Raw genomic sequence first — 21590 nt, forward strand, 5'->3', positions numbered from 1 at the left:
GCCGAGACGACTCCCGGCCGCGGCGCCCCAGCGGTACCCCTCGCTCACGCCCCGCGGGCGCGCTCCTCGTAGGCCTTGCGCTTGTCGGCGTCGACGTCGTCGAGGAAGGCGCGCCCGGAGCCGAGCGCCCGCCCGATGCCGTCCCCGACCGCTTCCGGCAGCATGCCGACGAACTGGGAGATGAACCCGGCCACCGCGGTCACCCTGACCTTCGACTTCGGCGCGACGATCAGCTTCGCGACAGCGTCGGCGATCTCCTCCGGCTCGGCGGCGCGCAGCAGCTTCGGCGCGGTGACGCCGGAGCCCAGCTCGGTGTTGGTCAGCGTGGGCAGCACCGAGGAGAAGCGCAGGCCGGTGCCGCGATACTCCTCGCGCAGCGTGTCGGTGAATCCGAGCACCGCGTGCTTGCTGGCGTTGTAGGTGGCCAGGCCCGGGATGTGGGTCTCGCCGGCCAGCGAGGCGATGTTGATGATGTGCCCGCTGCCGCGCGGCAGCATCCGGCGCAGCGCCAGTTTGGAGCCCAGGATCACGCCGTAGACGTTGATGTCCAGGATGCGGCGGGTCAACGGGTCCGGCTCGTCGACCAGCCTGCCGGTCGGCATGATGCCCGCGTTGTTGATCAGCACGTCGATCGGGCCGAGGGCGCGCTCCACCTCGTCGAGAAAGCCGTCGAACGAGTCGTGATCGGTCACATCGAGCTTGCCGTACAGCTCGAAGCCGCGCGCCGTGCCCGACTCTTTGACGGTGGTCTCGTCGATGTCGCCGATCGCGATCTGCGCGCCGAGGGCCTGCAGCGCGGTCGCGGTGGCCAGCCCGATGCCGCGGGCGCCACCGGTGATGACGACCACCTTGCCGCGGATCTGCTTCGCGTCGGTCACTTGGCGTCTCCCTTCAGTTTCAGCAGGGCGGGCAGATCGAGGCGGCGCAGACCGCGGGCGCCCGCCGCGCGCATCGCGCCGAGTGCGAACAGCAGCTTCGGCATCGAGTACGGGTACCAGAACAGTTCCTTCTGCTGGGTCGGCAGGATCGGCGTGGTGATCGCCTGCTGACGGCAGTACTTGCGCACGCCGTTCGCCCCGCCCCAGCGCGCGCCGACGCCGGACAGGCCCCAGCCGCCCATCGGCAACGCGTAACTGAACAGGTTGGCGAAGACGTCGTTGATGTTGACCGCACCCGCGTTCAGCTGCCGGGCGATCCGCTCGCCGCGCTCCTTGTCGCCGGTCCACACCGAGGCGGACAGTCCGTAGACGGAGTCGTTGGCCAGCCGGATCGCTTCGGACTCGTCGGCCACCTTCATCACCGGCAGCGTCGGGCCGAAGGTCTCCTCGGTCACGCAGGACATGGTGTGGTCGACGTCCACCAGCACGGTCGGCTCGAAGGCGGTGCCGAATCCGGCCCGCTTGCCGCCGGTGAGCACCTTGGCGCCCGCCGCGACCGCCTCCTCGACGTGACGTTGCACGATGGCCACCTGGTTCTCGTTGGCCAATGCGCCCACGTCGTATTTCGACTCGCGCCCGTCGAGGCCCTGGCGCAGCGCCTTGACATTGGCGGTGAGCTTGGCGACGAACTCGTCGTACACGGCCGCTTCGACGTACACCCGCTCCACCGAGATGCAGACCTGGCCGGAGTTGAACATGCCGCCGAAGGCGATGCCGTGCGCGGCGCGGTCGAGGTCGGCGTCGGCCAGGACGATGGCCGGGTCCTTGCCGCCGAGTTCCAGGCTGTAGGGCACCATCCGCTGCACGCAGGCGGCGGCGATCTTGCGGCCGGTCGCGGTGGAGCCGGTGAACTGGATGTAGTCGGCGTTGTCCACCACAGCCGCTCCCGTCGCGCCCGCGCCGGTGACCACCGCGAAGACCGGTGGAGCGCCGATCTCGGCCCAGCCCTTCGCCAATTCGAGCGCCGACAGCGGGGTCACCTCGGAGGGCTTGAGCAGCACGGCCGCTCCGGCGGCCAGCGCGGGAAACACGTCCATCACCGGCATGGCCAGCGGGAAATTCCACGGCGTGATGACGCCGACCACCGGATAGGGCCGGTATACCGTGGTCAGCCGTTTGACCCGGGCCAGCGGGCTGTGCGGCGACGGGTGGTCGTCGGCGAGGAACTTGGCCGCGCGGCGTGCGTAGTAGCCGATCAGGTCGGTCGCGAAACCGGGGTCGATCAGGGCGTCCACCCGGGGCTTGGCGGTCTCCGACTGCAGCACGGTGGCCAGGCGGTCGGTGTTGTCGATCAACCAGTCCTGGAACTTCAGCAGCCAGACTTTGCGTCCTTCGGGGCCGAGCGCCTCCCACTCCGGCTGGTACAGCCGCAGTTCGCGGACCTTGGCCGCGACCGCGTCCGCGGTCTCGTCCGGCACCGTGCCGACGACCTCGCCCGTGCCGGGATTGCGCACCTCGATGACGGCGGGGCCGTTCTTCTTCGCGGTCGTTTCGCGTGCCTGCGCCTTTTCGGCCGCGGGCGCTGGTTCGGTGTTGGTCACTGCTGTTCTCCCACTGACGTCGTGATGAACCGCGGTCTGCTGACTGCTGTGAGGCAGGCCACTGAACTATGATCGTGACACAATCCGGACAGAGTTTCTTGGCCCAAGTTGTCAAGGAAAACAGGCGATTTTGTTTCCTTGAACCAAAGGACGCCGAGCCGAAGGAGAGGGCGATGACGGTTGGGCCTTCGCCGGGCGCCGCGGCCCGGCCGAGCCCGGCGCCGGACGAGGTGCGCGACTGGCTCGCCGAGTACGTCTACGAGACCACCCGCGCCGAGGCGCTGGAGCGGATCGTCACCCGGCTCGACGACGTGATCATCGCGCGCATCCCCGAACTCGCCGATCGCGATATGCGCCGCGATCTCGCGGCCAGCACCAGGGCGCACGCCAGGATCGTGCTCAGCCGCCTGGCCAGCGACGCCTTCGAGTTCTCGCTGCCGGAGGAAGCGCACGCGTTCGCGCGCAGCGTGGCCCGGCGCGGCTTCGAGCTGCGGTTGTTGCTGCGGGTCTACCACGTGGGCATGGAGGCGGTGCTCGACTACATGACCGAAGTCGTCGAGCAGCGCCGGACCACGCCGGAACTCGAGCGCGTCGTCCTGCTGCGGCTGTTCGAGCGGGCCACCAAGTGGATCAGCACCTCGGTCGAACTGCTCACCGACACCTACATGGAGGAGCGCGAACAGGTGCTGCGCGCCGCGCTCAACCGGCGCGCCGAGACCGTCCGCGCCTTGCTGGACGGCGACGACGTGGACATCGAGCAGGCGTCGCTGCGGCTCGGCTACCGGCTCGCCCAGCAGCACCTCGCCTTCGTGCTGTGGACCGACGAGCCGACCGGCGAGCCCGCGGGCGCGGACGCGGAGGCGACCGGCTTGCTGGACCGGGTCGCGGCGCGGCTGGCCGCGGCACTCGGCAGCGCGCGGGTGCTCACCGTCCCGTCCGGCGCCAGCGCCATGTGGGCGTGGGCCGGCTCGGACGACGGGGAACACGGCGCCGAACTGGCGGCGCCGGGCGAAGTGGAGCGGCTGGCCGCGGCGCAGGTGGAGGCGCCGGTGCGGGTGGCGTTCGGCGTGCCCGCCGGGGGGATCGCGGGCTTCCGCCGCAGTCACCGCGAGGCGGTCGCCGCGCGGCAGGTCGCCGAGCGCGCGCCCGCGGGCGGCCCACGGGTCACCGGGTATCGAGCGGTGGAGATCGCCTATCTGGCCGGCGCGGACGAAGCGGCCATGCGCGGGTTGGTGGAGCGGGAACTGGGCGCGCTGGCGGCCAGGGACGCGAACGCCGCGCGCCTGCGCGAGACGCTGCACGCCTATCTGCGCAGTCAGCGCAGCCCGGAGGCCACGGCGAAAGTGCTCGGGGTACACAAGAACACGGTCCGCTACCGCGTGCAGCGGATCGAACAACTACTGGGATATCCGATCGAAGAGCGCGGCTTGCCGCTGGAGATCGCGCTGGTGTGCGTCGCCGTCTACGGCGCCGACGCCCTGCCCTGAACCCCGCGGCCCGGGTTACTCGCCCGCCATGGCCTCGCGCGCGGCGATCCGGCGCAGCGGTGGCTCGGTGGTCGGCGCCACTCTGCGATCGGGTAACTCGGCGAGCAAGGTGGTGGTCGCCTCTGCGATGGCCGCGACGGCCTTGTCGACGGCCGATTTGGTGGTCGAGCTCAGGCCGGACACGCCACCGACCTTGCGCACGTACTGCAGTGCGGCGGCATAGATCTCCTGCTCGGTTGCGGCAGGTTCCAGACCACGCAGGACGGTGATGTTTCTACACATGCGAGAACACTAGCTCCAGATCACGACCTGCGTGCGGGCAAGAAGCAAGCGCGACCGAAATCGATTCGCCCGGCGGACGCGCCATCGGGCCGCGCGGCGGACCAACATGGGCGGCCATCGGCGAATCCCGCGCGTCCCCAGCGCGGGATGGGGAACAATCGGGACATGTCTGCGCGCGGTGTACCCACCTTGACGACCTTTCCGTACGCGGAGCTGGACGAGCGGGAGGAAGACCATTGGTCCGGCGCCGCGGTATCCGACGACGAACTGCGGGCACTCGCGCTCGGAGCCTTCTACTCGGCGCGCTGGGACGCCTTCCACGACGCGCTGCTGCTCGGTCCGGAACGCGCCCATCCGCTCGGCGATCGGCGTGAACTGGCCATCGACACGCTCACCGGCGCGTGGGGCATCACCGACGGCACCGAGGCGCAGGCGTCGATGGAGCAGTTGCTCGACGGCATGCACGCACCGCTCTACGCCCTGGTGCACCCGCTGGTGACGGCGTCGATCAACGCCAGTGAGCGCGATCGCTTCGGGGAACGGGCCGATCGGCACCGGGCGTTCCTGCGGCAGGTCGGCGCGTTCCGGGGGATGGACAATCCCGAGGCGCTGGTGCGCGACTACGACATCTGGTCGCAAGCGATCAAGATCGGGTTCACCGATCATCTGGCCCGTCCGCTGCCCAGCGACATCCACGCCTGGGACCTGGCCAGGGTGGTCGCGGTGGCCAGGATGGCCTACACCGCCGGGTACCTCGACGCCGACGTGGCCTGGAGCTATCTGGCGCGCGCCCTGCCGCTGGCGCAGAGCAAGTACCGCAATTGGCGCCAGTTCGGCGACGCCTACCTCACCGGCTGGACCTACTGGCAGGCCTGCGAGGACCTGGCCGAGTTGAAGAACGGCGGCGTCGACCGCCGCAAGGAGTTGCTGCGGCTGTGGCTGCGCCCGACCAGCCCGTGGCGGCGGATCGCGCTGAACTCAGCTCCCGTCGGGGAGTGAGCGCAGGATCCCGCGGCCGTAGCGCTGGAACTGCGCGTCGTCGACCATGCCGAGGGAGTGCCGCTCGACCAGCAGCTCCCACTCCGAATACAACTGGGCCACACCGGGATCGGCGGAGCCTGCGGCGCCGTCGGCGGATTCTCGGCGCACCGCGAAGTTCAGCGCGCAGGTGACCCGCTCGGTATCGGCGCGGTCGGCGCCGGCGAAATGCAGCGTGCGGCTGCCGTCGTGCACCTCGATGCCGGTCGCGCCGCGCCCTGGACCGATCTCGCCGCGGCCCGCGGTGGGCGTGTCGGTGACGCGAGCCCACACCACGACCGGAATCGGGAGTTCGTGCGCGTAGCGGCCGTCGCCGATCGCGATGAACAGCAGCCGCGTCGTCGTCGCGGCGAGCAGGCCGGAGCCGTTGCCCGCGGGCGGCTGCGCGGCCACCACGGCGGTCTCCAGGACGTACTCGTCCGGCGTCACGTAACGATGCAGAGCCGCTATCGCCTGCTTCGCCTCGCGGCGCGGCGACATCCGGCGCGTCGCCCGCTCCACGTCCGCGCGAACGGGCCCGCCACGCCCCCAGGTGGGCGCGGGCGGGCGCAGATCCGGCGCCGCCACGTCGATGCGCTGGGTGGCCATGATGTGCGCGTTGATCCGGTCGACGATCTCGGTGGCCGCGGGGACGTCGTGCTCGGCGATGATGACCGGAAGGGGGGTGCGGTCCGCGGGCACGCCGGTGAGCACAGGCGTCGGGTAACGCAGATAGATCTCGATGACGACCGCGTCGTCCGCGCGCCGGTTCAGCCGGACCTTCAGCAGGTCGGAGACCGGGACATCGAGCACGCGTTCGCCGTCGGAGCCGGGCCGCAGGACGATCAACCTGCCGCGGCCGTGTCGCAGTATCGCTGTGGGTGTCCGTAACTCGACTATGTCCATACCCCCTGCGCTCGTGTCTGATGCGGCGCTCCCGGGGCCTTTCGTGGTGTGCGAGCTACCGCTTGCGTTGCCCGTCGCTCGCGCCGCGAGGTTGTGTCGTCGCTCACGATAGGCCGAACATGCCATGATTGTTGCCACTTGGAGGAAGCCGGACCGGGGACATCGGGAACCACCGTCGGCCCCCGGCCGTTTACCTCATTAACTGCACCTGCAGCCGAACTGCGCGATGTATCGAGTAGACCGTACGCGGTAACGTGGCTTGTCCGCATCCGAACCCCCGCGGAACCGGACGCGCCAGACGCATCGCTAGGCAAGAACCGGAGACACCGGAAAGGACTGGCCGCCCCGGCCGACGCTCTATGAACCGCAAGACTGTGTTTCGCACCCTGGCCATAGTCTCGGGCATCTTGCTCGTGATCTATGCGTTCAGCTACTTCGGCAACGACACGCGGGGCTGGAAGAGCGTCGATACCTCGGTTGCCCTCAGCCAGCTCGAGAACAAGAGCAACGTGCAGAACGTCCAGATCGATGATCGCGAGCAGCAGCTGCGCATCGAGCTGAAGGACGGCAACGACGCCACCGGCGGGCAGAACAGGATCATCGCGAAGTATCCGGGCGGCAGCGAGACCTCCGCCCAGATCTTCTCGGCCGTGAAGAACTCCGGCGCCCCCTACAACACCGTCGTCAAGCAGGAGAGCTGGTTCACCCAGATCCTGCTGTTCGTGCTGCCGATGGTCATCCTGCTCGGCCTGTTCATCTTCGTGATGGCCCGGATGCAGGGCGGCGGCCGCGGCGGCATGATGGGCTTCGGCAAGTCGAAGGCCAAGCAGCTGTCCAAGGACATGCCGAAGACCACGTTCGCCGACGTGGCCGGAGCCGACGAGGCGGTCGAGGAACTCTACGAGATCAAAGACTTCCTGCAGAACCCGGTCCGCTACCAGGCCCTCGGCGCCAAGATCCCCAAGGGCGTCCTGCTCTACGGCCCGCCCGGCACCGGTAAGACCCTGCTGGCCCGTGCCGTCGCGGGCGAGGCCGGTGTGCCGTTCTTCACCATCTCCGGTTCGGACTTCGTGGAGATGTTCGTCGGCGTCGGCGCCTCCCGCGTGCGCGACCTGTTCGAGCAGGCCAAGCAGAACAGCCCCTGCATCATCTTCGTCGACGAGATCGACGCGGTCGGCCGCCAGCGCGGCGCGGGCCTCGGCGGCGGTCACGACGAGCGCGAGCAGACCCTCAACCAGCTGCTGGTCGAGATGGACGGCTTCGGCGACCGTACCGGCATCATCCTGATCGCCGCGACCAACCGCCCCGACATCCTGGACCCGGCGCTGCTGCGTCCCGGCCGGTTCGACCGCCAGATCCCGGTGGGCAACCCGGACCTCGCCGGTCGCCGCGCCATCCTGCGGGTGCACTCGCAGGGCAAGCCGATCTCCCCGGACGCCGACCTGGACGGCCTGGCCAAGCGCACCGTCGGCATGTCCGGCGCCGACCTGGCCAACGTGATCAACGAGGCCGCGCTGCTCACCGCCCGCGAGAACGGCGCGGTGATCACCGGTGAATCGCTGGAGGAGTCGGTCGATCGGGTGATCGGCGGTCCGCGCCGCAAGAGCCGGATCATCAGCGAGCACGAGAAGAAGATCACCGCCTATCACGAGGGCGGTCACACCCTGGCCGCCTGGGCGATGCCGGACATCGAGCCGGTCTACAAGGTCACCATCCTGGCGCGCGGGCGCACCGGCGGTCACGCCATGACGGTGCCCGAGGACGACAAGGGCCTGATGACCCGCTCGGAGATGATCGCCCGCCTGGTCATGGCCATGGGCGGCCGCGCGGCCGAGGAACTGGTGTTCCACGAGCCGACCACCGGCGCGTCCTCCGATATCGACCAGGCCACCAAGATCGCGCGCGCGATGGTCACCGAGTACGGCATGAGCGCCCGGCTCGGCGCGGTCCGCTACGGCCAGGAGCAGGGCGACCCGTTCCTGGGCCGCTCGATGGGCATGGGTTCGGACTACTCGCACGAGGTGGCCGGCGCGATCGACGAGGAGGTGCGCAACCTCATCGAGGCCGCGCACACCGAGGCGTGGGCGATCCTCAACGAGTACCGCGACGTGCTCGACGACCTCGCCACCGCGCTGCTGGAGCGGGAGACCCTGCACCGCAAGGATCTCGAGCAGATCCTCGCGTCGGTGCAGAAACGCCCGCGGATCACCGCGTTCAACGACTTCGGCGAGCGCGTCCCCTCGGACAAGCCGCCGGTGAAGACCCCGGGCGAGCTGGCCGCCGAGCGCGGCGAGTCGTGGCCGCCGGAGCCGGTGGCACAGCCGGTGGCCGCGTCGGCGCAGCGTGAGCCGCAGGCCGCCAACGGTTACCCGCCGCACGAGAGCGGATACGGCGCTGCGCCGCAGTACGCTCGCCCGCCCGCGCCCGGCTACCCGCTGCCGCAGGCGCCCGCTCCGGCCTATCCGCGCCAGGGCACGCACGGTTCGCGGCCCGATTACGGCGCTCCGGCCGGCTGGTCGGCTCCCGGCTGGCCCCCACGGGACGAGCCGCAGCAGGGGCAGTCCGGCTGGGGCGACCCGCAGCAACCGCGGCACGGCTACCAGCAGTGGGGCCCACAGGGTTCGCCCGAGGGCGGCTACGACCGGGACGGGTACGGCGATCGCGGTGGTTACGACGAGCCGCGCCGGGCCGATCCGCACGGTGAGGGCGACAACGGTGATTGGGATGGACCGAACGGTCGTCACTGATAGGTGACGATTAGGCTCGACCATCGGGGGGTGCCGAGAGATTGCCGGCGCCCCGGGAGTTTGGAGGTGTCCTCGATTGTCGCCGAACGAGCATGGCGGTGGTCACACCCTCGCCGAAGCGGACAGCGTTGACTACGACGGTGTCGATCTCGGGGTGACCGGCCCCGGCCTCGTCGCCCTGGAAACCGGCAGGTCGTTCGACCAGGCGCGGGCCGAGGCAGCGGTGCGCGAGTTGTTGATCGCCGTCGGCGAGGACCCGGATCGGCCCGGGCTGCTCGAGACGCCCGCCCGGGTCGCGCGCGCCTACCGGGAGACCTTCGCCGGGTTGTACGTGGAGCCGGACTCGGTGCTCAACACCACGTTCGACGAGGGCCATCAGGAACTCGTGCTGGTCCGGGACATCCCGATGTACTCCACCTGCGAGCACCACCTGGTGTCCTTCCACGGCGTCGCCCATGTGGGCTACATCCCGGGGCCGCACGGCCGGGTCACCGGACTGTCCAAACTCGCCCGGCTGGTCGACCTGTACGCCAAGCGCCCGCAAGTGCAGGAGCGGCTGACCAGCCAGATCGCCGACGCGGTGATGCGCAAGCTGGACCCGCGCGGCGCGATCGTGGTGGTCGAGGCCGAGCACCTCTGCATGGCGATGCGGGGTATCCGCAAACCGGGCGCCAGTACGACCACCTCCGCTGTGCGCGGGCTGCTGCAGTCCAACGCCGCCTCGCGCGCCGAGGCGCTCGATCTGATCCTGCGGAAGTGAGCGGGCCCGCGGTGTCCGAACCGAGTAGCCGAGGGCGCGCACCGACCGGAGCGACCACGGAGGGCACCGCCGCCGGAGCGACCGCGCCCACGGACAGGGCATCGACGACGGGCGAAGCAGGGGCCAGCCGGTTCGGCGACGTCCACGCCCGCGAGGGACGCTCCTGCGTGGTGATGGGCGTCGTGAACGTCACCAGCGATTCGTTCTCCGACGGCGGGCGATACCTCGATCCCGAGCTGGCCATCGCGCACGGGGTGCGGCTGCACGCCGCGGGCGCGGACATCATCGACGTCGGCGGCGAGTCGACCAGGCCGGGCGCGGTTCGCATCGACGCGGCGACCGAGGCCGCCCGAGTGGCGCCGGTCATCCGCGGACTGGTCGCGGAGGGCGTGCCGACCAGCGTGGACACCATGCGCGCCGCCGTGGCCGCCGCGGCGATCGAAGCCGGTGTCTCGGTGGTGAACGACGTCTCCGGCGGCCGCGCCGATCCCGGCATGGTGCGGGTGGTCGCGTCCGCGCGGGTCCCGTGGATTCTCATGCACTGGCGGGCGGGCGCGGACTACCGGCATACCGGACCGGCGGACCACTACGACGACGTGGTCGCGGAGGTGCTGTCGGAGCTGACCGTGCAGGTGGACCTGGCCGTCGCCGCAGGCGTCGATCCGTCCCGATTGCTCCTCGATCCCGGTCTGGGCTTCGCGAAGAACGCCGAGCACAACTGGGCCTTGCTCGGCGCGCTGCCCGAATTGGTCGCGCACGGGCTGCCGATTCTGATCGGCGCTTCGCGCAAGCGTTTCCTCGGTGCGTTGCTCGCCGACGAGGCGGGGCCGCGTCCACCGGACGGCCGGGAGACGGCCACCGCGACCATCTCGGCGCTGGCCGCGCTGCACGGCGCGTGGGGCGTGCGCGTGCACGACGTGCGTGCTTCGCTGGACGCGATCGCGGTCACCGACGCGTGGCAGAATGCCGCACGGCTGCGCGCCGCACAGCACGACACCGCCCGATCCAGTGCGCAAGGAGCTCAACGATGAGCCGGTCCCCGGTCCACGCCGAAGACGATGCACCGCCGCGTGATTCGGCGATCCGGCGCGGCGCCGACCGCATCGAGTTGCGCGGCCTGCGCGCCTACGGGCACCACGGTGTGTTCGAGCACGAACGGCGCGATGGCCAAGAGTTCGTCGTCGACCTGACGGTCTGGGTGGATTTCGCCCTGGCCGCCGCGTCCGATGATCTCGCGGCGACCGTGGATTACGGCGCGCTGGCCGAGCGTGCGGTCCGCATCGTCCAAGGCGAGCCGCGCGACCTCATCGAAACCGTGGTGTCGGAGATCGCCGACGACGTGATGACCGATCCGCGGATCAGGTCGGTCGAGGTGGTGCTGCACAAGCCGTCCGCGCCGATTCCGCACTCGTTCGCCGACGTGCGGGTGATCACCTCGCGCCACCGGGAGGAGCCCGCCGGATGAGCGAGCTGGATTGCGGCGCGGCCTTTCCCGCCGTGCCGGGCGCCGCGGAGGCGCGCCGATGACCCGTGCCGTGCTATCCATCGGTTCCAATCTGGGTGACCGGCTCGCGCATCTGCGCAGTGTCCTGGACGGGTTCGGTCACCGTGTGCTGGCCGTCTCCGCCGTGTACTCCACCGCGCCTTGGGGTGGCGTCCAGCAAGGCGACTACCTGAACGCCGTTGTGCTGGTGGAGGATCCGGCCTTCGGCTGCGCCGAGTGGCTGCGTCGCGGCCAGGAGCTGGAGCAGGCCGCGGGGCGAGTTCGCGAAGTGCGCTGGGGCGCACGCACGCTCGACGTCGACGTGATCTGGTGCGCCGAGCTGCGCGACGGGGAACCGGTCGCGTGCCGCAGCGCGGATCCGGATCTGCTGCTGCCGCACCCGCAGGCGCATCGGCGCGCCTTCGTCCTGGTGCCGTGGCTGGACGTCGCGCCGGACGCGGTGCTGGAGGTCGACGGCGCACCACACGCCGTGACGGATCTGCTGGCGCGCCTGGATCCGGCCGAGCGCGCGGGAGTGCGCCGCACCGAGTACTCGCTGACGGGCGCGCCGTCATGAAACTGAAGCCGACGCGCATCCTCGATCTCGTGGCGAACCTGCTGATCGCCGCGATCGTCGCGTGGATCGCCACCCGGGTGGCCTACGACAGCTTCCCGCCGATCTCGATCTTCGCGGGCGCCTCGCTGTACCCGGTGGCCGCCATCGAGGCAGTGCTCGCGTTCGTCATCCGGGCGCGGGTCAACGACCACGAGATCGGCGACGGCCGCCACCAGTTGCATCCGATCACCGCGGCCCGCGCCGTCGCGCTGGCGAAGGCGTCGGCGCAGGTCGGTTCGATCGCCGCGGGCATCTGGCTCGGCTTCCTGTGCTGGGTCTTCCCCCAGCGCGGCACGCTGCGCGCCGCCGCCGCCGACAGCCCCGGCGCGATCGTCGGGATGCTGGCGGGTGTCGCTTTGGTTGCTGCGGCCCTGTGGCTGGAGTACTGCTGCCGGGCGCCGGAGGATCCGACCGATGATGCGGCAACTACTTAGCTAGTGGGACGAACGGAATCACAAAACGGAATCTGGGCGCGGCTCGAGCTATTGGCTACCCTGGCTGGCATGGTTTCACCCTCCCGTAGCAGCACTTCCCGTACCCGGCGGGACGATGCGGGAAAATTGTTCGTGGGCGTCCTCATCGTGCTCGGTCTGGTTGCCAGCGTTTTCCTGGTCTTCAGTAACAGCGTGGAGTTCGTACGGGTAGGTCTGGTCGCGGCGCTGTGGGCCGCGGCAATCGGCGCTCTGGCTGCGACGAAGTACCGCAAAGAGGCGACGATCGACAAGGCGAAGGTGCGCGATCTGCAGACCGTCTACGAGTTGCAGCTGGAGCGGGAGGTCACCGCGCGCCGCGAGTACGAGCTCGGCGTGGAGGCGCGGGTCCGCGAGGAAGTGGGAGCCGACGCGGCCGAACTCGCGGCCTTGCGCGCGGAACTCACCGTGCTGCGGCAGAGCCTGCAGCGGTTGTTCGACGGCGATCTGCCGATGGACCGACCGGCCCTGCGCGCCGACGCGACCCGGATCCAGGAGCTGACCAGCTCGGGCGCCGAATCCGGGAACAATAGCTCCGCGAATGCCGGAATGTGGTCGACGTTCGCCGACCAGCAACCGCGTAGCAGTATGACGCCGATTTTCGAGCCCGATCATCCTGAGCCGCCGATCTTCGCCAGCCCCTTCGACGACCCGGTGACCGCCGAGACCGCGGTCGTTTCCCTCGACGACGAGGCCGACCGGGCCGACGCGGAGCAGGCGCACCACGCCGAGCCGCGCGGCTGGGCCGACGCCTTCACCGAGACGGCGGACGAGCCACTGGACGAGCCGCCGACCCAGCCGGCCGTGCGGCCGCAGCCGAAGCCCGAACCGCCCCCACGGCCGGCCTCCGCCCCCGCCATGGGCACGCCCAGCGCGCGCAGGCGGCGCCGGGCCGAGAGCGACGACGAGACGCCGTCGCGCCGGCTCTCGGTAGCGGAGATCATGGCCAACTTGCAGTCCGAGGAGCGCGAACGCCGCTGATCCGGGGCCGGGCCCCGGCCCCGCACTGCGGCCTAGATCACGCGCGCACCCCGTGGCGGCGGTGAACCGCCTGCCGATATCCTCTTGGCGTACCGTCCGGTACCCGCATGGCGGGACTGGAACGACATCGAGAGGACAACGTTGACCTCGAGAAGCGTGAATTCCGACAACGCTGCTTCGGGCTACGACCCCGCGCCCGCACGCCTCACGGTGGGAATCGTCTCGGCGGGACGCGTGGGATCGGCATTGGGCGCCGCACTCGAGCGGGCCGGACATGTGGTGTTCGGCGTCTGCGCGATCTCCGACGCCTCGGTGCGCCGTGCCCGCACGCGGCTGCCCGATTCGGAGATCCTGCCGATCGAACAGGTGGCCGCCCGCAGCGAGCTGCTGCTGCTCGCCGTGCCCGACACCGAGCTCCCCGGTCTGGTTCGCGGCCTGGCCGGTGCGGGCGTGGTCCGGCCCGGCACCATCGTGGCGCACACCTCCGGCGCGAACGGCGTCGGCGTACTCGCCCCCCTGGCCGAGGCGGGCGCGCTTCCGCTGGCCATCCATCCGGCGATGACCTTCACCGGGCATGACGAGGACGTGACCCGGCTGGGCAACGCGTGCTTCGGCATCACCGCCGCCGACGAGGTGGGTTACGCCATCGCGCAGTCGCTGGTGATCGAGATGGGCGGTGAACCGGTCCGCGTGCCGGAGCAGAACCGGCCGCTCTATCACGCCGCGCTCGCGCACGGGAGCAATCACCTGGTCACGGTGATCGTCGACGCGGTGGCCGCGTTGCGCGCCGCGCTGTCCGGGCCCGGCCTGCTCGGTCAGCAGCTGGTCGACGACCAGCCCAACGGCTTGGCCGAGCGTCTGCTGGCCCCGCTGGCCTCGGCGGCGCTGGACAACGCGCTGCGTCGCGGCCAGTCGGCGCTGACCGGTCCGGTCGCCCGCGGGGACGCGGACGCGGTGGCCGCCCATCTGGACGCGTTGGCGTCGGTCGATGCCAGGTTGGCCGAGGCGTATCGCGCGTTGTCGCTGCGCACGGCTCAGCGGGCCGGTAGCGCCCCCGCCGTTATCGAGCTGCTGGAAGGACGCTGATGTTGGACCCGAAATTGCGCGGCGCCTACCGCCCCGGCACGCTGACCGTGCACCACGATCCCGCGGTGGTGAGCGCGGTGTCCGCCGCCCTGCGCGGCGTCGGCCGCACCGTCGCCCTGGTGCCGACCATGGGCGCGCTGCACGAGGGGCACTTGGAGATCGTGCGGCTGGCCAAGCGGACCAACCAGGTCGTCATCGTGTCGATCTTCGTCAACCCTCTCCAGTTCGGCGCGAACGAGGACCTGGACAAGTACCCGCGCACGCTGGACGCCGACGTCGAACTGTTGCGTGCGGAGGGCGTCGAGCTGGTGTTCGCGCCGAGCGTGGCCGACATGTATCCGGATGGTCCGCGCACCACCGTGCACCCCGGTCCATTGGGCGCGGAACTGGAGGGGGCCAGCCGCCCGACCCATTTCGCGGGCATGCTCACCGTGGTCGCCAAACTGCTGCAGATCGCGCGACCCACCGAAGCGTTCTTCGGTGAGAAGGACTATCAGCAGCTCACCTTGATCCGGCAGATGGTCCGCGACCTGAACTTCGACGTCCGGATCGCCCCGGTGGCCACCGTCCGTGAGCCCGACGGCCTCGCGCTGTCCTCGCGCAACCGCTATCTGGACCCGGTGCAGCGCGAAGCGGCGCTCGCACTGTCGGCCGCGCTGTCGGCGGGCAAGCACGCGGGCGGCCTCGGCGGCGACGCGGTGCTCGCGGCCGCCCGCCGAGTGCTCGATGCCGCGACCGGCGTGGACCTCGACTACTTGGAGCTGCGCTCGTCCACGTTGGGGCCCGCCCCGGCGACGGGCAACGCCAGACTGCTGATCGCGGCCCGGGTCGGCGCGACCCGGCTCATCGACAACATCGCCGTCACCCTGGGCGCTCCGATCGACGGCCATCCCAACGTCTCCGGTTCGCGGTCCGCCGTGGACTTCTCCCAGCCTGTCCCGGCGGTGTCGGACCCCGCCTCGTTTCCCTCCGCGAACTAGAAAGGTCGACGCAATGCTGCGCACCATGATGAAGTCGAAGATCCACCGTGCCACCGTGACGCACGCCGATTTGCACTATGTCGGCTCGGTCACCGTGGACCAGGACCTGCTCGACGCCGCCGACCTGCTGGAAGGCGAGCAGGTCTGCATCGTGGACATCGACAACGGCGCCCGCCTGGAGACCTACGTCATCGCCGGTGAGCGTGGTTCCGGGGTGATCGGGATCAACGGCGCCGCCGCGCACCTGGTGCACCCGGGCGATCTCGTCATCCTGATCGCCTACGGTCAGCTGAACGAGCAGGAACTCGCCGAGTACGCCCCGAAGGTGGTGTTCGTCGACGAGCGCAACCGCCCGGTCGAGCTCGGTTCCGATCCGGCCCACGCGCCGGAGGGCTCGGGCCTGACCTCGCCGCGTTCGCTGTCGTTCGTCTGAGGAGCGGCGACCCGGACATGCTGCTGACCATCGATGTCCGCAACACGAGTATCGAACTCGGTCTGTTCTCCGGTTCCGGAGCGCATTCGAAACTGGTTCGGCACTGGCGGATGCACACCAATCCGCTGCTGACCGCCGACGAATTCGCCATGCAGGTGCGCGGGCTGGTCGGCGCGCAACTGGACGAGGTGATCGGCGTCTCGGCGCTTTCGACGGTGCCGCCCGTGCTGCGCGAACTGCGCGGGATGCTCAGCCAGTATTGGGGACACGTTCCGCACGTGCTGGTGGAACCCGGTGTGCGCACGGGGATTCCGCTGCTGGTGGACAATCCCAAAGAAGTGGGCGCCGACCGCATCGTCAATTGCCTGGCCGCATACCAGCGGTATTCCGCGCCCGCGATCGTCGTCGATTTCGGCACGGCGATCTGTGTGGATCTGGTGTCGAAGAAGGGCGAGTTCCTCGGCGGAATCATCGCGCCCGGGGTGGAGATCTCCACCGAAGCCCTGGTGGAGCGCAGTGCGCTGCGGCGGGCGGAGCTGACCAGGCCGCGGTCGGTGCTGGGCAAGAACAGCATGGAATGCATGCAATCGGGCGCGGTGTTCGGTTTCGCCGGACTGGTGGACGGCCTGATCGATCGGATTCGCGACGAGTTCGACGCCTTCGCCGGCGACGACGTCGCGGTGGTGGCGACCGGCGCGACCGCGCCATTGATCGTCCCGGAATCGGAAACGATCGACGATCACGACCCACACCTCACGCTGACCGGGCTGCGACTCGTATACGAACGCAACCAGCGGCGCAAGGGAAGTGTCTGATATACGCGGTGTTGGATTTGTCGCAGGACCGGGAGTTGTCGGCACCGCGTCGTCTGCTGTTAAACTCCCTCTCGTGACGTTCTACGCGAGCACCCAGGAGTGTTGTCGAGGCTGACGTGCCTCGACCGATCGAGGCTGAGTTCCCGTCCTCGACCGATACCTTCCTCCTGGAGATTCGCTCATGCGTTCTTCTGTTCTTTCCCTTTCTTCCGCGCGTACCGCGCTGTCGGCTACCCCGCCGGTAGAACGTTCGGTGGCACCCGCCTTACCCACCCGGTTGCGCCCCGCCGATCTGCTGCGGCTGACCGACGAGGGCGCCGAGGACGTGCTGGCCGGGCGATACGACCACCTGCTTCCCGCCGGTGGGAACTGGCCGGCGGACGAGCGCTGGGCGGCCAGGCTGCTCACGGACGACGAGGTGGACGTCTGGCTGATCAGCTGGACGCCGGGCAAGTCGACCGAGCTGCACGACCATGCGGGATCGCTCGGGGCGCTCACCGTACTCAGTGGGGCGCTGTCCGAATACCGTTGGAACGGAACGGAACTGCGCTGCCGCACCCTCGCGGCGGGTGACCAGGCGTCGTTCCCGATCGGCTGGGTGCACGACGTCATGCGCGCGCCGGCCGCCGTGCCGGGCGCCGCCGAATCCGTGGGCCCGCTCGATCCGACGCTGAGCGTGCACGCCTATTCCCCGCCTCTCACCGCCATGTCGTATTACGAGGTGACCGGTCACGGCACCCTGCGGCGCACCCGAACCGTCCTCACCGACCAGCCCGAAGGTGACATGTGATGACCCGTTTGACCATCGATCAGATGCTCGAGAACGCACGGGCGCAACTCGACCGGATCTATGCCTTCGAATTGCCGGAAGCCATCGAGCGCGGCGCCATTCTGGTGGATATCCGGCCGCAGGCCCAACGCGGGCGGGAGGGCACCTTGCCGGGTGCTCTGGTGATCGAGCGCAATGTCCTGGAATGGCGGCTGGATCCCACCAGTTCCGCCCGCCTGGCGCTGGCCGCCGATCACGACGTGGAATGGATCGTCGTCTGCTCGGAGGGCTATACCTCCAGCCTGGCCGCCGCCGCGTTGCAGCAACTCGGACTGCACCGGGCGACCGACCTGGTGGGCGGCTACCAGGCGTTGAAGGCGGCCGGACTGTTGAACGTCGCCGTCGGGGCGCCGCACTTCGCGCGGGAGGCCGACGCGCTCGCCTTGCTGTAATTCCCCCGTCAACACTTCCATCTCGAAATAGCCGGTCGCGCAGGTGTTTTCGCACACAGTGTGATGCGCACCGGCTATTTCGCGTCTTTGGCGGGCGAGCCGGGGTGTCCAGGGCGGGGTGTCGCATCGATACCGTTTCGTTACTCCGGGTCGGAGTCCGGGCGGCGCGCAAAACGATTTCCGGTGCACGCTAGGGTTGTTCGATGTGAGCACCCCGAACTCTGCATCTTCCAGCGCATCGACATCGGATTCGCGGCCTGCCGTGGCGCCCGCCGCCGACGATGCCCCGGAGCAGATACGGATTCGCCGGGAGAAGCGGGAGCGGCTGCTGGCGGCCGGTGGCGAGGCCTATCCCGTCGTGGTGCCGCGCACACATACCCTGGCGGAAATTCGGGCCGCATATCCGGACCTGGCCGCCGACACCGCCACCGGGCAACAGGTGGGAGTCGCCGGGCGCGTCATATTCCTGCGTAATACCGGCAAGTTGTGTTTCGCGACACTGCAGGAGGGCGACGGCACCAAGCTGCAGGCGATGATCAGCTTCAACGGGGTCGGCGCGGACGCCCTCGCCGCCTGGAAGGCCGACGTCGACCTCGGTGACTTCGTTTTCGTGCACGGTGAGGTCATCTCCTCACGGACCGGGGAACTGAGCGTCATGGCCGATTCCTGGTTCATGGCGGCGAAGGCCCTGCGACCGCTGCCGGTGGCGCATAAAGAGATGAACGAGGAGTCGCGGGTCCGGCAGCGCTATGTGGACCTGATCGTGCGCCCGGAGGCCAGGGAAATGGCCCGTACGCGCATCGCCGTGGTGCGCGCGCTGCGCGCCGCGCTGGAGCGCAGGGGCTTCCTCGAGGTGGAGACGCCCATGCTGCAGACGCTGCACGGCGGCGCGGCGGCCCGGCCGTTCGTCACCCATTCCAATGCCCTCGACATGGACCTCTACCTGCGCATCGCGCCCGAGCTGTTCCTGAAGCGCTGTGTGGTGGGCGGCTTGGAGCGGGTCTTCGAGATCAACCGGAACTTCCGGAACGAGGGCGCGGACTCCACCCATTCCCCCGAGTTCGCGATGCTGGAGACGTACCAGGCATACGGCACCTATGACGACTCGGCGGTCATGATCCGGGAATTGGTGCAGGAAGTGGCCCAGGAGGCCTTCGGTACCCAGGTGGTGACCCTGGCCGACGGCACCGAATACGATCTCCGCGGCGAGTGGGCCACCGTCGAGATGTACCCTTCGCTGTCCGACGCGCTGGGTGTGCAGGTCACTCCGGAAACGTCGGTCGCCGAATTGCGCGCGCTCGCCGATCGGGTCGGTCTGGAAATTCCGGAGGGCAAGGGCTACGGCCACGGGAAACTCGTCGAGGAACTCTGGGAACACCAGTATGGCGACAAGCTGTACGCGCCGACTTTCGTGCGCGACTTCCCGGTGGAGACCTCCCCGTTGACCAGGCAGCATCGCAGCGCCGCGGGCGTGACGGAGAAGTGGGATCTCTATGTGCGCGGCTTCGAGTTGGCCACGGGCTATTCGGAGTTGGTCGACCCGGTGATCCAGCGCGAGCGGTTCGTCGATCAGGCCCGGCTGGCCGCGCAGGGTGACGACGAGGCTATGGTGCTGGACGAGGACTTCCTCGCGGCGATGGAGCACGGCATGCCGCCGACCACCGGAACGGGTATGGGAATCGATCGGTTGTTGATGGCGCTGACCGGATTGGGAATCCGAGAAACGATACTGTTCCCAATTGTGCGTCCGGTCACCAGGTGACCACTGGATTGCAAAGCAGCGGCTCCGTCTTGGAATTTCCGGAATTCGGGGTATTCTTGCCTCGGGTAATCGGCCTAGTATGCGGGTCGCACGATTTCGAGAGGACGTTCATCTCATGGCAAAGAAGGTCACCGTTAGCCTGATCGACGATGTCGACGGTGAGTCCATCGCAGACGAGACCATCGAGTTTGCGATCGACGGTGTGTCGTACGAGATCGACCTGTCGTCGGCAAATGCGGCGAAGCTGCGCGACGGTTTGGAGGAGTGGGTTACGAATGCCCGCCGGGTGAGCGGCCGCCGCCGGGTCAAGGCCGCCGCGGCTGCCACGGGCACTCCCAAGAGCCGGGTCTCGATCGATCGGGAACAAAGCGCCGCAATTCGTGAGTGGGCGCGTCGGAATGGGCACAAGGTGTCCGCGCGGGGCCGCATCTCCGCCGACATCACCGACGCGTACAACAAGGCCGCGAAGGGATAGTTCTTTTTCCGGCCGCCGTCCCGGCGAATCGTGCGACGTCGGGGCGGCGGTCTTGTTTGTGATAGGGCTTCGATATAGCAGCGAGACCAGATCACACGGCAGGCCGTCCGCGGCGGATGCATCGATCTTGCTCGCGGTACCCGGACGCGGCACCATGGAAACGTGCGACGGTCACTGGCGGTATGGAGAGGTGAGGTATCGGCACAGTGACAGGATTCGTCGGATCATTCTTGCGGTTCACCGATGACGCCGGCCGGCAGCAGGAGTTCACGCTGACCCCCGACCGCGGGCGCGTCACCATCGGCCGCTCCCCGCATGCCGATCTCGCTCTGAGCTGGGACGCCGAAGTCTCCCGGCTGCACGCGGCGGTCGAATACCTGGGTGCGCACTGGACCATCGTGGACGACGGCCTCTCCCGCAACGGCACGTTCGTCAACGGGGACCGGCTCGTCGGCCGCCGCAGGCTGATGGCGGGCGACGTCATCCGGGTCGGCACCTCGCGGGTGTCCTTCCACGACTTCGGCGCCGTGTCCGACGACATCACCCGTACGTCCACCGGCTCGATACCCACCGCGCGCTCGCTCACCGAAACACAGCGCTCGGTTCTGATCGCGCTGTGCCGTCCGTACAAGCACGGCGCGGGTTTCGCCACTCCCGCCTCGAATCAGCAGATCGCCGAGGAGCTGTTCCTCAGCGTGGACGCGATCAAGACCCACCTGCGCGCCCTGTTCGCGAAGTTCGGGGTGGAGGATCTGCCGCAGAACCAGAAGCGCGTGCGGCTGGCGGGACTGGCCATGCAGAGTGGGCTCATTTCCGATCGGGATCTGTGAGACCTCCACCGTAGACGCTCGCGCAGGCGGTCGAGCTTCTCGACCATGGAGAGTCACCGGGGCAGCGGCTTGACTGGGACACGCAGCCGGAGCGACGACTCCGGACGGTTTCCCAGCAGGAGGAAGTCATGACCGCCACCCGCCTCGCCGCACTGGTGCTCGCCACGCTGGCGACGGGCCTGATCGCGGGCCTGTTCTACGCGTACGCCAACTCGGTGATGCCCGCGCTGGCCCGCACCGACGATCGCGCCATGATCGACGTGATGCAGAAGATCAACGTGGTGATCATCAATCCGTGGTTCATGATCGCCTTCCTCGGCACGGTGGGGTTCACCATCCTGGCGGCGGCGCTGCACCTGGGCCGAGAGCATCGGAGCACGCTGATCTGGATCGTGCTCGCGCTGGTGCTCAACGTCGTCGCCTTCGCGGTGACCTCGGGGCTGAACGTCCCGCTCAACGACCAGCTGGCCGCCGCGGGCGACCCGGCGTCCATCACCGATCTCGCCGCGGTGCGCGCCGACTTCGAATCCGCCTGGGTCCGCTGGAACGTCCTGCGCGGCGTCCTGCACACGCTGGCCTTCCTGGTGCTGTGCGGCGCGCTGGTCGTCGCGGGCGTGCAGCAGGGCAAGGCATCGGCCGCGGCGCCGCACCACGCCTCGGCGCCCGCCTTCGGTCAGAGCTAGTTTCCGCGACGACCCGCCGGAATCTGCCTCGTCCGGGCCACTCCGTGCGGTAGCTTCCCGGGAAGACGAGACCGGAC

23 protein-coding genes are annotated in these 21590 nt (G+C 69.3%); 19 read left to right on the forward strand and 4 right to left on the reverse strand.

Annotated features, from left to right (window positions below; all coding sequences use genetic code 11):
- Nucleotides 1-44: 44 nt before the first annotated feature.
- Both QMG86_RS00385 and QMG86_RS00390 read right to left on the reverse strand, forming a co-directional pair.
- A complete protein-coding gene (locus QMG86_RS00385; RefSeq protein WP_281876985.1) occupies nucleotides 45-878 on the reverse strand; it encodes an SDR family oxidoreductase in 834 nt (277 codons plus the stop codon).
- Nucleotides 875-2479 carry an aldehyde dehydrogenase family protein gene (locus QMG86_RS00390; RefSeq protein WP_281876986.1) on the reverse strand — a complete coding sequence of 535 codons (1605 nt, stop codon included), beginning with the start codon at nucleotides 2477-2479 and terminating at the stop codon, nucleotides 875-877. Before QMG86_RS00390 ends, QMG86_RS00385 begins: the two co-directional genes overlap by 4 nt.
- Before the next feature lie 173 nt (nucleotides 2480-2652).
- Here QMG86_RS00390 and QMG86_RS00395 point away from each other — a divergent pair, with 173 nt between their 5' ends.
- Complete coding sequence (locus QMG86_RS00395; RefSeq protein WP_281876988.1) at nucleotides 2653-3966, forward strand: PucR family transcriptional regulator; 1314 nt, start codon at nucleotides 2653-2655, stop codon at nucleotides 3964-3966.
- A gap of 15 nt (nucleotides 3967-3981) precedes the next feature.
- On the opposite strand, the gene QMG86_RS00400 is transcribed toward QMG86_RS00395, so the two are convergent.
- Nucleotides 3982-4248, reverse strand: a complete 267-nt coding sequence (locus tag QMG86_RS00400; protein ID WP_063022195.1) for a DUF2277 domain-containing protein — start codon at nucleotides 4246-4248, stop codon at nucleotides 3982-3984.
- A gap of 165 nt (nucleotides 4249-4413) precedes the next feature.
- Between QMG86_RS00400 and QMG86_RS00405 the strand changes: the two genes are divergently transcribed.
- Nucleotides 4414-5247 carry a DUF1266 domain-containing protein gene (locus QMG86_RS00405; RefSeq protein ID WP_195088620.1) on the forward strand — a complete coding sequence of 278 codons (834 nt, stop codon included), beginning with the start codon at nucleotides 4414-4416 and terminating at the stop codon, nucleotides 5245-5247.
- Here the strand turns inward: QMG86_RS00405 and QMG86_RS00410 are convergent.
- Nucleotides 5227-6171: a hypothetical protein gene (locus QMG86_RS00410; protein WP_281876989.1), complete on the reverse strand. Its 945-nt coding sequence runs from the start codon at nucleotides 6169-6171 to the stop codon at nucleotides 5227-5229. The two genes, QMG86_RS00405 and QMG86_RS00410, sit on opposite strands and share 21 nt — an antisense overlap.
- A gap of 359 nt (nucleotides 6172-6530) precedes the next feature.
- Between QMG86_RS00410 and ftsH the strand changes: the two genes are divergently transcribed.
- From ftsH to QMG86_RS00495, 17 genes are all read left to right on the forward strand, one after another.
- On the forward strand, nucleotides 6531-8918 hold the full coding sequence (gene ftsH, locus QMG86_RS00415; RefSeq protein ID WP_281876990.1) for an ATP-dependent zinc metalloprotease FtsH: 2388 nt from the start codon (nucleotides 6531-6533) through the stop codon (nucleotides 8916-8918).
- Nucleotides 8919-9072: 154 nt separating this feature from the next.
- Nucleotides 9073-9678 carry a GTP cyclohydrolase I FolE gene (folE, locus tag QMG86_RS00420; RefSeq protein ID WP_245676342.1) on the forward strand — a complete coding sequence of 202 codons (606 nt, stop codon included), beginning with the start codon at nucleotides 9073-9075 and terminating at the stop codon, nucleotides 9676-9678.
- 173 nt (nucleotides 9679-9851) lie between these two features.
- Complete coding sequence (gene folP / locus QMG86_RS00425) at nucleotides 9852-10709, forward strand: dihydropteroate synthase (protein WP_281880698.1); 858 nt, start codon at nucleotides 9852-9854, stop codon at nucleotides 10707-10709.
- Nucleotides 10706-11143: a dihydroneopterin aldolase gene (gene folB, locus QMG86_RS00430; protein ID WP_281876991.1), complete on the forward strand. Its 438-nt coding sequence runs from the start codon at nucleotides 10706-10708 to the stop codon at nucleotides 11141-11143. Before folP ends, folB begins: the two co-directional genes overlap by 4 nt.
- A gap of 58 nt (nucleotides 11144-11201) precedes the next feature.
- Complete coding sequence (gene folK / locus QMG86_RS00435) at nucleotides 11202-11738, forward strand: 2-amino-4-hydroxy-6-hydroxymethyldihydropteridine diphosphokinase (RefSeq protein ID WP_281876992.1); 537 nt, start codon at nucleotides 11202-11204, stop codon at nucleotides 11736-11738.
- Complete coding sequence (locus QMG86_RS00440) at nucleotides 11735-12211, forward strand: DUF3180 domain-containing protein (RefSeq protein WP_281876993.1); 477 nt, start codon at nucleotides 11735-11737, stop codon at nucleotides 12209-12211. The genes folK and QMG86_RS00440 overlap by 4 nt, the downstream gene beginning before the upstream one ends.
- A gap of 69 nt (nucleotides 12212-12280) precedes the next feature.
- A complete protein-coding gene (locus QMG86_RS00445; RefSeq protein ID WP_281876994.1) occupies nucleotides 12281-13228 on the forward strand; it encodes a DUF6779 domain-containing protein in 948 nt (315 codons plus the stop codon).
- A gap of 141 nt (nucleotides 13229-13369) precedes the next feature.
- The gene (locus QMG86_RS00450; RefSeq protein ID WP_281876995.1) at nucleotides 13370-14314 is read left to right on the forward strand and encodes a Rossmann-like and DUF2520 domain-containing protein; all 945 of its coding nucleotides are present in this window, start codon (nucleotides 13370-13372) and stop codon (nucleotides 14312-14314) included.
- The gene (gene panC, locus QMG86_RS00455; RefSeq protein WP_281876997.1) at nucleotides 14314-15294 is read left to right on the forward strand and encodes a pantoate--beta-alanine ligase; all 981 of its coding nucleotides are present in this window, start codon (nucleotides 14314-14316) and stop codon (nucleotides 15292-15294) included. The genes QMG86_RS00450 and panC overlap by 1 nt, the downstream gene beginning before the upstream one ends.
- Nucleotides 15295-15307: 13 nt before the next feature.
- Nucleotides 15308-15727: an aspartate 1-decarboxylase gene (gene panD / locus QMG86_RS00460; protein WP_039794666.1), complete on the forward strand. Its 420-nt coding sequence runs from the start codon at nucleotides 15308-15310 to the stop codon at nucleotides 15725-15727.
- Between the two features lie 17 nt (nucleotides 15728-15744).
- Nucleotides 15745-16542, forward strand: a complete 798-nt coding sequence (locus QMG86_RS00465; RefSeq protein ID WP_159841920.1) for a type III pantothenate kinase — start codon at nucleotides 15745-15747, stop codon at nucleotides 16540-16542.
- A 181-nt stretch (nucleotides 16543-16723) separates the two neighbouring features.
- Nucleotides 16724-17332 (forward strand): cysteine dioxygenase, encoded by a 609-nt coding sequence (locus QMG86_RS00470; protein WP_281876998.1) that lies wholly within the window; start codon nucleotides 16724-16726, stop codon nucleotides 17330-17332.
- A gap of 8 nt (nucleotides 17333-17340) precedes the next feature.
- Nucleotides 17341-17763: a rhodanese-like domain-containing protein gene (locus QMG86_RS00475; RefSeq protein ID WP_281880699.1), complete on the forward strand. Its 423-nt coding sequence runs from the start codon at nucleotides 17341-17343 to the stop codon at nucleotides 17761-17763.
- Between the two features lie 262 nt (nucleotides 17764-18025).
- Complete coding sequence (gene lysS / locus QMG86_RS00480) at nucleotides 18026-19525, forward strand: lysine--tRNA ligase (protein WP_281880700.1); 1500 nt, start codon at nucleotides 18026-18028, stop codon at nucleotides 19523-19525.
- Nucleotides 19526-19640: 115 nt separating this feature from the next.
- Entirely contained in the window at nucleotides 19641-20000 is a 360-nt protein-coding gene (locus QMG86_RS00485; protein WP_159841924.1) for a histone-like nucleoid-structuring protein Lsr2, read from the forward strand.
- 230 nt (nucleotides 20001-20230) lie between these two features.
- On the forward strand, nucleotides 20231-20830 hold the full coding sequence (locus QMG86_RS00490; protein WP_281876999.1) for an FHA domain-containing protein: 600 nt from the start codon (nucleotides 20231-20233) through the stop codon (nucleotides 20828-20830).
- A 128-nt stretch (nucleotides 20831-20958) separates the two neighbouring features.
- Complete coding sequence (locus QMG86_RS00495) at nucleotides 20959-21513, forward strand: anthrone oxygenase family protein (RefSeq protein WP_281877000.1); 555 nt, start codon at nucleotides 20959-20961, stop codon at nucleotides 21511-21513.
- The last annotated feature ends 77 nt before the right edge of the window (nucleotides 21514-21590 follow it).

It is taken from the genome of Nocardia sputorum (genome assembly GCF_027924405.1).
In the GTDB taxonomy this organism is placed as follows: domain Bacteria; phylum Actinomycetota; class Actinomycetes; order Mycobacteriales; family Mycobacteriaceae; genus Nocardia; species Nocardia sputorum.